General features: G+C 63.4%; 10 protein-coding genes. 5 read left to right on the top strand and 5 right to left on the bottom strand.

Annotated features, from left to right (window positions below):
* Positions 1 to 99 precede the first annotated feature (99 nt).
* Together AC04SI_RS12360 and aspS are read left to right on the top strand one after the other, a co-directional pair.
* Positions 100 to 858 (top strand): DeoR/GlpR family DNA-binding transcription regulator, encoded by a 759-nt coding sequence (locus tag AC04SI_RS12360; protein ID WP_404277642.1) that lies wholly within the window; start codon positions 100 to 102, stop codon positions 856 to 858.
* A 126-nt stretch (positions 859 to 984) separates the two neighbouring features.
* Positions 985 to 2,775: an aspartate--tRNA ligase gene (gene aspS / locus AC04SI_RS12355; RefSeq protein ID WP_404277952.1), complete on the top strand. Its 1,791-nt coding sequence runs from the start codon at positions 985 to 987 to the stop codon at positions 2,773 to 2,775.
* A 116-nt stretch (positions 2,776 to 2,891) separates the two neighbouring features.
* Here the strand turns inward: aspS and AC04SI_RS12350 are convergent, their stop codons facing one another.
* The gene (locus AC04SI_RS12350) at positions 2,892 to 4,079 is read right to left on the bottom strand and encodes a hypothetical protein (RefSeq protein ID WP_404277644.1); all 1,188 of its coding nucleotides are present in this window, start codon (positions 4,077 to 4,079) and stop codon (positions 2,892 to 2,894) included.
* A gap of 435 nt (positions 4,080 to 4,514) precedes the next feature.
* Here AC04SI_RS12350 and parC point away from each other — a divergent pair, with 435 nt between their 5' ends.
* Both parC and AC04SI_RS12340 read left to right on the top strand, forming a co-directional pair.
* Positions 4,515 to 6,767: a DNA topoisomerase IV subunit A gene (gene parC / locus AC04SI_RS12345; RefSeq protein ID WP_404277646.1), complete on the top strand. Its 2,253-nt coding sequence runs from the start codon at positions 4,515 to 4,517 to the stop codon at positions 6,765 to 6,767.
* Positions 6,768 to 7,035: 268 nt separating this feature from the next.
* The gene (locus AC04SI_RS12340; RefSeq protein ID WP_404277648.1) at positions 7,036 to 8,256 is read left to right on the top strand and encodes an AI-2E family transporter; all 1,221 of its coding nucleotides are present in this window, start codon (positions 7,036 to 7,038) and stop codon (positions 8,254 to 8,256) included.
* On the opposite strand, the gene AC04SI_RS12335 is transcribed toward AC04SI_RS12340, so the two are convergent.
* The 3 genes from AC04SI_RS12335 to AC04SI_RS12325 all read right to left on the bottom strand — a co-directional run bounded on the left by AC04SI_RS12335 (position 8,244) and on the right by AC04SI_RS12325 (position 10,642).
* On the bottom strand, positions 8,244 to 9,140 hold the full coding sequence (locus AC04SI_RS12335; protein ID WP_404277650.1) for a DMT family transporter: 897 nt from the start codon (positions 9,138 to 9,140) through the stop codon (positions 8,244 to 8,246). The genes AC04SI_RS12340 and AC04SI_RS12335 overlap by 13 nt on opposite strands.
* Positions 9,141 to 9,267: 127 nt before the next feature.
* On the bottom strand, positions 9,268 to 10,032 hold the full coding sequence (locus tag AC04SI_RS12330; protein ID WP_404277652.1) for an arginyltransferase: 765 nt from the start codon (positions 10,030 to 10,032) through the stop codon (positions 9,268 to 9,270).
* Between the two features lie 139 nt (positions 10,033 to 10,171).
* Entirely contained in the window at positions 10,172 to 10,642 is a 471-nt protein-coding gene (locus AC04SI_RS12325) for an RDD family protein (protein WP_192182643.1), read from the bottom strand.
* Positions 10,643 to 10,842: 200 nt separating this feature from the next.
* Between AC04SI_RS12325 and sthA the strand changes: the two genes are divergently transcribed.
* A complete protein-coding gene (gene sthA, locus AC04SI_RS12320; protein ID WP_488474268.1) occupies positions 10,843 to 12,231 on the top strand; it encodes a Si-specific NAD(P)(+) transhydrogenase in 1,389 nt (462 codons plus the stop codon).
* 11 nt (positions 12,232 to 12,242) lie between these two features.
* Here sthA and AC04SI_RS12315 read toward each other — a convergent pair whose 3' ends face one another.
* The gene (locus AC04SI_RS12315; protein WP_404277657.1) at positions 12,243 to 12,914 is read right to left on the bottom strand and encodes an alpha/beta hydrolase; all 672 of its coding nucleotides are present in this window, start codon (positions 12,912 to 12,914) and stop codon (positions 12,243 to 12,245) included.
* Positions 12,915 to 13,039 lie beyond the last annotated feature (125 nt).

Raw genomic sequence — 13,039 nt, 5'->3', positions numbered from 1 at the left:
GAAACCGGCGGTTGGTTTGTCAAACGGCTCGGTACACGCCGCTTCTTGCACAAACGTGCAAAACATGCAAGAACGTGCAGTAAGAAATAGGATCATGCGATGCTCACCGATGAACGGCACCAACTCATCCGCGACCGGCTTGCGGCGGAGGGGAGGGTGCTGGCCGGCGAACTGGCGAGCCGCTTCGGCGTTTCGGAAGATACGGTCCGACGCGACCTGAGGGAAATGGCCAAGGCCGGGCAATGCCGTCGCGTCTATGGCGGCGCGGTCGCGGCCGCACCTTTCGCCGCCGCGCCGGTCAGCCTGCGCGGTGGCCATGCGGTCGAGGAGAAGATGCGGCTGGCGCGCGCGGCGGTAACCCTGCTCTCCAGCGGTCAGAGCCTGTTCATCGACGGCGGCACCACCAATGCCGCGATCGCCAGCGCCATTCCGCGCGACCTCGAACTGACCATAGCCACCAATTCCCTCGGCGTCGCTTCGGCTCTCTCCGATCACGCCTTGGTCGAGCTGATTGTGCTGGGCGGCAGGTTCGACCGCGACCTCGGAACCTGCGTCGGCGCCGATACGCTGGCTGCCGTCGCGCAGCTCGGCGCCGACCTGTTTTTTCTGGGCTCCTGCGGTCTCGATGCCTCGCGCGGCGTGACGGCCTTCGATTCGGCGGAGGCCGAGGTGAAGCGGGCCATGGCCAGGAACAGCGCCGGCATCGTCATCGCCGTCACCAACGACAAGCTGGCCACGGCGGCGCCCTACCGCGTCGCCGGACCCGAAGCGATCCGCCATCTGGTGGTCGAAAAGACGGCGCCGGCCGCGATCCTCGCGGATTTCGAACACCAGGGCGCTGAAATCCACTTCGCCTGAACAGTTGGCGCGCCGCACCGGAACCGCCCGCTTGCCTTGACAAAGCCGGCCTCTCATGCGCTTTTCGCGCAAATTTCGAGCAGGGCGCACGGCCCGCAACCCAGCATCCGGACTTCACCCATGACAATGCATCGTTACCGCAGCCACACCTGTGCCCAGTTGAGAAAGAGCGACGTCGGCACGCCCGTTCGCCTGTCCGGCTGGGTGCACCGTGTGCGCGACCATGGCGGCCTGCTGTTCATCGACCTGCGCGACCATTACGGCCTGACCCAGATCGTCGCCGATCCGGATTCGCCGGCTTTCAAGATCGCCGAGACCGTGCGCGGCGAGTGGGTGATCCGCGTCGACGGCGAGGTCAAGGCGCGCCTGCCCGAGACAACCAACGCCAATCTGCCGACCGGCGAGATCGAGATTTTCGCGCGCGAGATCGAAGTGCTGTCGGCGGCCAAGGAGCTGCCGCTGCCGGTGTTCGGCGAGCCCGACTATCCCGAGGACATCCGCCTCAAATACCGTTTCCTCGACCTGCGTCGCGAGACGCTGCACAAGAACATCGTGGCGCGGACAAAGATCATCGCCGAGATGCGTAAGCGCATGGGCGAGGTTGGCTTCACCGAATTCTCGACGCCGATCCTGACCGCGTCCTCGCCCGAGGGCGCGCGCGACTTCCTGGTGCCGTCACGCATTCATCCCGGCACTTTCTACGCGCTGCCGCAGGCGCCGCAGCAGTACAAGCAGCTGATCATGGTGTCGGGCTTCGACCGCTACTTCCAGATCGCGCCGTGCTTTCGCGACGAGGATCCGCGCGCCGACCGGCTGCCGGGCGAATTCTACCAGCTCGACCTGGAGATGAGCTTCGTCGAGCAGGATGACGTGTTGTCGACCATGGAGCCCGTCCTGCGCGCCGTCTTCGAGACCTTTGCCAACGGCAAGCCGGTGACGCAGAAATTCCAGCGCATTCCCTATGATGTCTCCATGCGCAAATACGGCACCGACAAGCCGGACCTGCGCAACCCGATCGAGATGCAGGCCGTCTCCGACCATTTTCGCGAGTCCGGCTTCAAGGTGTTCGCCAACATCCTCGCCAACGATGCGAAGGCGGAGATCTGGGCCATTCCAGCCAAGACCGGCGGCTCACGCGCTTTCTGCGACCGCATGAATTCCTGGGCGCAAGGCGAGGGCCAGCCGGGCCTGGGCTACATCTTCTGGCGCAAGGAGGGCGAGAAACTCGAAGGCGCCGGACCGCTGGCCAAGAACATCGGCGAGGAGCGCACAGAGGCGATCCGCCTGCAGCTCGGCCTTGCCGATGGCGACGCCGCCTTCTTCGTCGCCGGCGACCCGAAGAAATTCGTCTCCTTCGCCGGTGCCGCACGCACCCGTGCTGGCGAAGAGCTGAACCTCGTCGACCGCGAGCGCTTCGAACTGTGCTGGATCGTCGACTTCCCGTTCTTCGAATGGAACGAGGAGGAAAAGAAGATCGACTTCGCCCACAATCCGTTCTCGATGCCGCAGGGCGGTATCGAGGCGTTGGGCGGCGAGGATCTGCTCGGCATCAAGGCGTTCCAGTACGACATGGTCTGCAACGGCTTCGAGATCGCCTCCGGCGGCATCCGCAACCATCTGCCGGAAACCATGGTCAAGGCCTTCGAGACGGTCGGGCTCGACCGCGCGACGGTCGAGGAACGCTTCGGCGGCCTCTACCGCGCCTTCCAGTACGGCGCGCCGCCGCATGGCGGCATGGCGGCCGGCATCGACCGCGTCGTCATGCTTTTGGTCGGGGCCAAGAACCTGCGCGAAGTCACCATGTTCCCGATGAACCAGCAGGCCTACGACCTGTTGATGAACGCGCCCTCCGAAGCCAGCCCGCAGCAGCTTCGCGAACTGGCGCTGCGCGTTGCGCCCACCAAGAAGGACGCCTGATCCCGTTTTCGGCCGGCACTTTAAAAAACGGCCGGAACCGATTCTTTCGATTCGACAATCCAACAAAAAAGCCCGGCATCACTGCCGGGCTTTTTCATCTCGTGAGACGGTCTCGATCAGTCTTCGTTCGCCTTGACCTTGACGCCCAGCGTCTTCGGCAGGTCGAGCGGGTTGGACATCGCGCCCGCCATGATCAGCGCGAACGGCACCGAGGCCGGCGGCTCGGCCGAAATCTCGAGGCTCTTCGGCTCGTCCAGATACTTGCTTACCGCGGCCGTCACTTCGGCCGTCAGTTCCGGATTGTTGAGCTGCGCCATGCCGAACGGCACGATCGCCTTGGCCTGGTTGGCGATGTCCTTGGCCGACATGCCCTGCTGCTTGCCGACATACTCCAGCACCTTGCCGGTCAGCGAATCGTCGTCGAAGCGGATCGAGGCGCCGTTGAAGGAGAGCTGCTGCATGAGGCCGAGCATGGCCATGCCTTGCGCCGAATTGTCGGCGCCTTCGGGCTGCGCCGCCATCTTCTTCTGCATCTCCTGCACCGACTTGACGAAATCGAGTGTGTAGCCGCCGAGGTCGAAGGTCATGCCGAACTTGCCGGCATTGTCGACCGCTATGTCGTATTTCGACAGTTCCACCTTGCCGTCCGAAGGCTGCCAGGTGCCGGCCACGTCGATATTGCCGGTGATGTTCTGGTAGCCGAGCGCGTCGATGACCTCCTTCGACTTCGGATCCTCGACGAGGGTCAGGTCGGCATTGAACTTTTCCGTCGTGCCGGTGAATTCCATCGCCTTGCCGTCGGCGGGCGGTGTGATTTCGATGGCGAGGCCGTCCATCGAGAAGGCGGACTTGTCGGCGACCTTGACCGTCATGTTGGCGAGTTCGGCCGATTTGTACATCAGCATCGATCCCGTCGGTCCGGTGGCGCCGTCAGCTGGAATGGTCATGTCATGGATGACGAAGGGGCTGAGATCGAGCGTGATGCCGTCCTGGGTACGCTGGAACGCCGCGGTCGACACGGTCGCGATGTCAAAACCGCCATTGGCCTCGGTCACGCCCTCGAGCTTGACGTCGCCGATCGGCAGCGCCTCCTTCTCGGCCGCCGGTTTCACCGACACGCCCTGCAGAACCATGCTGGTGGCGTCGCCGGTCACTCCGGTCCAGGAAATGTCGACGCCCTGAGCGGCAAGCGTCGCCTTGAGCCGGTCAGCGACGGCAGTGTCCTGCGCGAAAGCGGCATTCAGCGGCAGCGTCAGCAAAAAGGTCGAAAAAGCGAGTTTGCGGAATGAGTGTTGGATTGTCATTGCAAGTCCCCTGAGATGTCCTGAAAAATTGTCTTCATCGGTTACGCCATCACCATTCTGAGACGAACTGGACGGGATAAAGGCGTTGTCGGACAGAATGGTCGAAAATCACGGCGAAAGGCAAACCCGATCCTCGGTCTTTGCGTGGTGCGGTGAATTTGTCATGAAGATCGGATTTCCATGCGTCATCGCGTCATGCCTTAGACAGGGCTTGTAACAGATTGATGTTGGCCGGCGCCGGCACCGCTTCCGATGCTGTTGCACATAGACGTGGCCGTGCCGGCAATTCCGTGAAGTCCATCACACCCCTATGGTGGATTTGAGGTGCCGTCGCCGCCCGGGCTTCGCCCTTAATTACCGCCCCAAGGCCTTACGACGTGCGGATTCCCACACCCGCGTCTTGCTGCGAATCACCCGCTCGGCTAGTGCAGCGCCATGGGAAAAAGGCTTTTGCCGCCTCAAGATGGCGGCGGTGACCACGTCGAACCGGTCGATCTGAAGAAGGCGCTGGAAGAGCGCTACCTCGCCTATGCGCTCTCGACCATCATGCACCGGGCGCTGCCGGACGTGCGCGACGGGCTGAAACCCGTGCACCGCCGCATCATGCATGCCATGCGGCTGCTCAGGCTCAATCCCGACCAGGGTTTCGCCAAATGCGCCCGTATCGTCGGCGAGGTGATGGGCAAGTTCCACCCGCATGGCGACCAGTCGATCTACGACGCGCTGGTGCGCCTGGCGCAGGATTTCTCGATGCGCTACCCGCTGGTCGACGGGCAGGGCAATTTCGGCAATATCGACGGCGATAACGCCGCCGCCATGCGCTACACCGAAGCGCGCATGACCGATGTGGCGACGGAGCTGCTTGCCGGCATCACCGAGGACGCGGTCGACTACCGGCCGACCTACAATGAGGAGGACGAGGAGCCGGTCGTGCTGCCCGGCGCCTTCCCGAACCTGCTGGCCAACGGTTCGTCGGGCATTGCCGTCGGCATGGCTACCTCGATCCCGCCGCACAACGCCGCCGAGCTTTGCGATGCGGCACTGCACCTGATCGAGCATCCGGACGCGCCGGTGACGGCGCTGATGGATTTTGTCCAGGGGCCGGATTTCCCGACCGGCGGCATCATCGTCGACAGCCGCGCCTCGATCCTCGAAGCCTATGAAACCGGCCGCGGCGGTTTTCGCGTCCGGGCGAAATGGAGCCAGGAGGACCAGGGCAGGGGCACCTGGAGCATCGTCGTCACCGAGATTCCCTATGGCGTCCAGAAGGCCCGGCTGATCGAAAAGATCGCCGAGCTTCTGATGGCGCGCAAATTGCCGCTTCTGGAAGACATCCGCGACGAGAGCGCCGAGGACATCCGCGTCGTGCTGGTGCCGAAGAGCCGTTCGGTCGATCCGGGCATCTTGATGGAATCCCTGTTCAAGCTGACCGAGCTTGAAAGCCGCTTCCCGCTCAACATGAACGTGCTGTCGCGCGGCAAGGTGCCGAACGTGCTGTCGCTGAAGGGCGTGCTCAAGGAGTGGCTGGAGCATCGCCGCGACGTGCTCATTCGCCGCTCGAAGCATCGGCTTGGCGAGATCGAAAGGCGGCTGGAAATCCTCGCCGGCTATTTGATCGCCTATCTCAATATCGACGAGGTGATCAGGATCATCCGCGAGGAGGATGAGCCCAAGCAGGTGATGATGGCCCGCTGGTCGCTCACCGACACCCAGGCTGAAGCCATCCTCAACATGCGCCTGCGCGCCTTGCGCAAGCTCGAAGAGATTGAGATCCGCAAGGAGTTCGACGGCCTCACCGCCGAGAAGAAGCAGATCGAGGCGCTGCTTGCGTCCAACGCCAAGCAATGGGCGACGATCAAGTGGGAAGTCACCAGCATCCGCGACAAGTTCGGACCGGAGACCGAACTCGGCAAACGCCGGACCCAGTTCGCCGATGCGCCCGAGCATGACCTGACCGACATCGCGCACGCCATGATCGAGCGCGAGCCGGTCACCGTGGTCGTCTCGGAAAAGGGCTGGCTGCGGGCGATGAAGGGTCATCTGAGCGACCACTCGACGCTCACCTTCAAGGAGGGCGACAGCCTCAAGCTCGCCTTCCATGCCCAGACCACCGACAAGATCCTGGTCTTCACCACCGGCGGCAAGTTCTACACCATCGGCGCCGACCGGCTGCCGGGCGGGCGCGGCCATGGCGAACCGATCCGCATCATTGTCGACATGGACAACGACCAGGACATCGTCACCGCCTTCATCCACGATCCCAAGCGCAAGCTGCTTCTGGTGTCCTACGACGCCAACGGCTTTGTCGTGCCGGAGGAGGAGGTCGTCGCCAACACCCGCAAGGGCAAGCAGGTGATGAACGTCAAGGCACCGGACGAAGCCAAGCGGTGCCTGCCGGTCACCGGCGACCATCTCGCCATCGTCGGCGAGAACCGCAAGATGCTGATCTTCCCGCTGGCCGAGATCCCGGAAATGGGCCGCGGCAAGGGCGTTCGCCTGCAGAAATACAAGGACGGCGGCGTACTCGATCTCAAGACGTTCACACTCGAAAGCGGCCTGTCCTGGCAGGATTCGGCCGACCGCACCTTCATCAAGTCGCGCGATGAACTGGTGGAGTGGATCGGCCCCCGGGCGTCGGCCGGACGGATGGTGCCGAAGGGTTTTCCGAGGACGGGCAAGTTCGGGTAGCAAGGCGCCTCTTCCTTCTCCCCTTGTGGGAGAAGGTGGCCGGACCGAAGCTCGGTCGGATGAGGGGTGTTCCAGCTTGGTGCGCCAGGGGACACGAAACCAACGCCTCGTTTCTTCCAGCACCCCTCATCCGTCTCGGCGCTTCGCGCCGATCCACCTTCTCCCACAAGGGGAGAAGGGAAGAGCCGCCACCCAAACATTTGGACTATCGTCACGATTGCTGCACTATCATGCTGCATGATTGCTGCGGGCAGGAGAGGCACAGGGTTTGAAGCGGACTGAGATCCAGAAACCGGAGCGGCAGCAGCGCCTGTTCGGCCTGTCGGCGCCGCTGAGATCCGCCGTCATCCCGCCGCTGTCGGCGGCGCGCTGGCTTTTGGTGCTGATCGTTGCCGCCGGCGTCTACTTCTTTCACGGCTTCCTGTTTCCGGTGCTGGCAGCACTGGTCATCGCCTTCGCCAGCTGGCCGCTCTACCGCCGGCTGCTTGCCGCCGTCGGCGGCAACCGCACCATCGCCGCGACTTTCGCGATCCTGTTTATCCTGACCTTCCTGGTGGTGCCGATCGCGCTCGCCGGCACCTATGCCATCAACGAAGTCCGCGAATGGGTCGCCTGGGCGATCGAGACCAACCGGCACGGCGCGGTGACGCCGCACTGGATCGCCACAATGCCCATCATCGGCGAGTGGCTGAACGAGCAATGGACGACCAATTTTGGCCATCCCGGCGGCATCGGCGAACTGATCCAGCTGGTCAGCGGCGCCAACATCGGCAGCATCTATCGCGGCGTGCTGGCGGCCGGCGGCAGTGCCTTCGGCCTGTTGCTGACGCTGCTGTTCATGATGATCGCGCTGTTCTTCGCCTATCGCGATGGCGAGCATTTCGCCGGCCAGGTCGACCGCCTCGGCGAGCGCATCCTGCCGATGAGATGGGAGCGGATTTCGCGGGTTGTACCGGCGACCATCTCCTCGACCGTGACCGGCATGACCATCATCGCCATCGGCGAGGGGCTGGTGCTGGGCATCGCCTACTGGCTGGCCGGCGTGCCTTCGCCGGTGACGCTCGGCGCCTTGACCGGCGTCATGGCACTGATCCCAGGCGGCGCACCGCTGTCCTTCACGCTTGTCTCGATCTATCTCGCCGCCAGCGGCTCGCCGGTGGCGGGGTTCGCGCTGTTCATCTGGGGCGCGGTCGAACTCTTCATCGTCGACAAGACGCTGCGCCCGAAGCTGGTCGGCGGGCCGATCAAGTTACCCTTCCTGCCGACCTTTTTCGGCTTGATCGGCGGCGTTAAGACGATGGGCTTCCTCGGCCTGTTCATCGGTCCGGTGCTGATGGCGCTGCTGGTCGCGATCTGGCGCGAATGGCTGCGCGAGGTCGAGCTGATGGACGAGGCCGCTCCTGCAGCACCTGAGGAACGGGACGATCATCCGCCGCAGATCGAGATCGCCGCCGATCACGGCGTGCCGAAAAAGAGTCAAGCCGGGTGACTGACGGCGAGCGCGGCACGGCGCTTGCGTCCTTCATGCAGCTGCCACAGTGAGTGGGCGACCAGCGCGGCGATCAGGATGACGCCGCCGATCAGGCTGTTGCGCGACGGTGTTTCCGCAAAGATCATCCACACCCAGACCGGCGCCAGCACGGTTTCCAGCAGATAGAACATCGCCACCTCCGGTCCGGAAATGTATTTCGGTCCGTTGGCAAGGCAGAAGAACGATATCGGCATGGTCACGGCGCCGTTGAAGATGATCCACCATGGCGCGTTGACGTGAAAGCCTTCGCCCGAGACCATGAACGCGGCAACCGCCAGCGGCAGGACGACGCCGACCAGCGAGGTGAAGCCCATGTCCTTGCCGCTGGCGCTCGAGATGGTGATGGCTAGAGCGACGAAGAAGGCCGAGCAGAGCGCCATGAAATCGCCGAACAGGTGCCCGGTGCCGACCGAACCGCCGACGATGATCAGCACGCCAAGGATCATGACCAGCATCGTCACGAGCGTCACCAGTCGCGGCCGCTCCCGGAGGAACAGCCAGGACAAGAGCGCCGCGAACACGGTGCTGAAGGCGAGGATGAAGACCAGATTGGCGGTCGAGGTGTGGAAGACGGCGGTGATGAAGGTGATGCCGGTCAGGCCATAGCATATGGCCACCGCCAAGCCTGACCGGCCTGGGATGAGCTGTGGCGCGTTCCTGCTCAGCCTGCGCCAGACAGCCCAGACCACGAGTGCGGCGATCAAGGTCGTGGCGTTGCGCAACATCATGATGGTCCATGGGCTGCCGTCGGCGAGCCGGATCAGCGGGATGTCGATGGTAAGCGTCAGTCCGCCGATGGCGGTGATGAGGAGACCCTTCTGATGATCGTGGTGGGATGACATGCCGATCTCGCAATGAATGGGGAGGCAGGCCGCAATATCGGCCCGTCGCCTGTCTTCCAGCCACGCGGCCGGAAGACCAGCATCCTCCTCCTTGAAACAGTTTAGAGATGAATGGCGGAAGGAAAAGTCAGCGCGAAACCGCTTCGTGGTCGTAGCGTTCCCAGCCCTTCGGGCCGAGATGCTCCTGCGGCATGAAGCGCATCTTATAATTCATCTTGCGCGAGCCGTTGACCCAGTAGCCGAGATAGACGTGGGGCAGACCCATTGCCCTGGCACGGGCGATATGATCGAGGATCATGAAGGTGCCGAGCGAGCGGTCCTCGAAATCAGGATTGAAGTAGGAATAGACCATCGACAGGCCGTCGGCCATCTTGTCGGTGAGCGCCACAGCGATCAGCTCGCCCTGGCCCTTGCCGGTGATGAAGGTGTCGGGGCCGCGCCGCCGGTATTCGATGATCTTGGTGTCGACATGCGTGTCCTCGACCATCATGGCGTAATCGAGCACCGTCATGTCGGACATGCCGCCTCGGCGGTGCCGGGCATCGAGATAGCCGCGGAACAGCGAATACTGCTCGGTGGAGGGCTGCGCGTCGTGCATGGCGCCGATAAGGTCGGAATTGTGCTGGATCACCCGCTTCATGTTGCGGCTGGCGGTGAATTCTTGCGCCAGGATGCGCACCGAAACACAGGCACGGCAGGTTTCGCAGGCCGGCCTGTAGGCGATGTTCTGCGAGCGCCGGAACCCGCCTTGCGTCAGCAGATCGTTCATCTCCGGCGCCTTGTCGCCGACCAGGTGCGTGAACACCTTGCGCTCGAACTGGCCCTCGAGATACGGGCACGGCGACGGCGCGGTCAGGAAGAACTGCGGCGACTGGGTCGGGTGCTGCGTCATCGAGTCTAGAAAACACTCCTGCGAATCGCCTTACCTTTGGCCCGGTCGGCGAAAAATTCAACAGGATTGTGAAGCAGCGGCCGACCGAAGGCCGTCATATTTGCTCATAAGCGCCCGCGCAGCCTCTCGAAATGCTGTTTCAACGATCCCTGCGGCTGACCACGGTGCCGAGCAGCAGGTCGTGCAGCGTGCGCTTGCGGTCGGAAAACAGCGTCACCAGAAGAACCAGCGGTGTCAGGATGACGTTGGCGGCCCAGAACAGCACCGAATGCACGACGGCGGTCAGCCCGTCGATGCGGGTGCCGTCGAGGCGATCGAGCCGGATGCCCATCATCTTCATGCCGGTCGTGGCCTGATCGCGGCTGCCCAGCGTGTTCCAGATGTAGAGGATGGCGACCGCCGGCACGAGGACGGAAAACAGCATCCAGCCAAGGCCGAGCGTCAGCAGCCCAAGCAGGAGCACCAGGATCGCGAAGGGGATGGTGAGCAGCGCGACAATGCAATAGTCGATGATGAAGGCCAGGATGCGCCGCGTGCGCACGCCGTCATAGGCCCTGACATCGTCGAGCCTGCTGGTGATGATTTCGCCGTCGAGAACGCGCGCGTTCATGTCATATCCTCGTAACCTGGCCCACAATAGGGTGTGGGCGCACTGCTGATGAAATGGTGAAGGCCTGCTGCGGAATCAAGATCGGCGCCTTTAGCCCGGCGGCTACGCCAACGCCCTTCGAATCGGTTGAATTTGCCGCGCGGATGGCATTAGCTTGCTGCGGCGCAACAAAGCGCAGGGGAGACGAGGGACGGGGCAATATGGATTACGACATGCTGGTCATCGGCAGCGGCCCTTCCGGGCGCCGTGCTGCCGTGCAGTCGGCCAAGCTCGGCAAATCGGTCCTAGTGGTCGACAGGGGCCGGCGCCTCGGCGGCGTCTCCGTGCACACCGGCACCATCCCGTCGAAGACGCTGCGCGAGACCGTGCTCAACCTGTCCGGCTGGCGCGAACGCGGCTTCTACGGCCGCGGCTACCGGGTCAAGCAGGACATTTCCATCGGCGATCTGGTCGAGCGCCTGCACAAGACGCTCGACCACGAGGTCGAGGTGCTGCAGCACCAGTTCATGCGCAACGCGGTCAAGAGCGTGCGCGCCACGGCGAAATTCCTCGGCCCCAACAAGGTCAGCCCGACGAGCGACAATGGCGACTACAGCGAGGTCGGCTTCGCCAATGCGCTGATCGCGGTCGGCACGAGGCCGCACCGGCCGCGCGACGTGCCCTTCGACCAGACCCGCATCTTCGACAGTGACGAAATGCTGGAACTCGGCCGATTGCCGCGCACGCTGACGGTGATCGGGGCCGGCGTCATCGGTGTCGAATATGCGACGATCTTTTCGGCGCTCGACGTTCCGGTAACGCTGGTCGAGCCGCGCAACACCATCCTCGATTTCGTCGACCGCGAAATCGTCGACGATTTCATCCATCAGATGCGCGACCGCGGCATGACCATCCGGTTGGGCAGCACGGTCAAGGAACTCGCCTCGAAGCCCGACTATGCCGAAGTAACGCTTGCCGACGGCCGCACCATCCGCTCAGAGATCGTACTTTATGCCGCCGGCCGCAGCGGCAATCTCGGCAGCCTCGGGCTGGATGTGGTCGGCATCGAGGCCGACTCCAGAGGCCGCATCAAGGTCGATCCGGAAACCTTCCAGACCAGTGCGCCGAACATCTATGCCACCGGCGACGTCATCGGCTTCCCGAGCCTTGCCTCGACCTCGATGGAGCAGGGCAGGGTGGCCGCCTGCCATGCCTTCGGTGTGGCGCTGCCGCCGCCGCCCGAAACCTTTCCCTATGGCATCTACGCCGTGCCGGAGATCTCCACCGTCGGCCAGTCCGAGGAGCAGGTGCGCGAGAGCGGCGCCGCCTACGAGGTCGGCGTGGCGCGTTTTCGCGAGACCTCGCGCGGCCACATCATGGGCGTCAACACCGGCTTCCTGAAACTTCTGTTCTCGGTCGAAACGCGTCGGCTGCTCGGCGCCCATATCGTCGGCGAGGGCGCGACCGAACTGATCCATATCGGCCAGGCGGTGATCAATCTCGGCGGCACCGTCGACTTCTTCGTCAACAACACCTTTAACTATCCGACGCTGGCCGAAGCCTACAAGATCGCCGGGCTCGATGCCTGGAACAGGATGGGGCAGGGATAGATCCCGGACCGCTAGCTTGCCGGCGAGACCGCGATTGTCCTGCCGCCCATCCATTGCCTGACGATTGCGGCGTCCGCATCGCCGAATTCATGACCTGATGAAACGATCCGCGCATCGACCTCAGCGCCGTGTTGGCTGAGCAGCGTGACCAGCGCCGGCGCGAAAGGCGCGTAGGTGAGGTCTACGGCGCCGGCGATGATCAGTGCCTTCGTGCCGGTCAGGTCGGTCGCAGGCACCTCGTCCAGGACCGGCATCGGCCTGAGCAATGCTGCCCGCTCGACAAGCCCGGGATGCAGCAGCATCAGGCTCGAAACCAGATTGGCGCCATTTGAATAGCCGAAGAAAGTCGCCCGCGCGAGATCGAACGTATGGCGCTTCGCCGCCTCTGCCACGAACGCGGCGAAGGCGGCCGTTTCGGTCAGTATGCTTTCCTGTTCGAAGCGGGTCGGCGTGATCCGAGCGAACCAGCGGAAACCGTCCTCCTGGGCGATGCGGCCACGCGCTGCGACAAGCGTAGCCTTGGGTGCGATCTGCCTCGCCAAGGGCATCAATGTCGTCTCGTCGACGCCGGAACCATGCAGCAGGAACAGGCATTCGCCGCTTGCGTGTGCTGGCCTGAAGATGCGGTAGGGGAAGGCCAGATCGCGGTGCAGGAAGCCGTTCTCGTCGGTATATTCAGGCATGCTTATATCCTATTGATTCCATGGCCGTTTTGTTGGTTTGCCGGCTTCAAAACGGAATATTTTCTTGCTCCGCGAAAGTTGATTGAACCGGGCGCATTTCAGTCCGTTTCTTCGCGGATATGCTC

This window comes from Mesorhizobium sp. CNPSo 4689 (assembly GCF_057784325.1).
The sequence above is the reverse complement of the archived record's forward strand: the minus strand, read 5'-3'. Positions and strand labels throughout refer to the sequence as shown.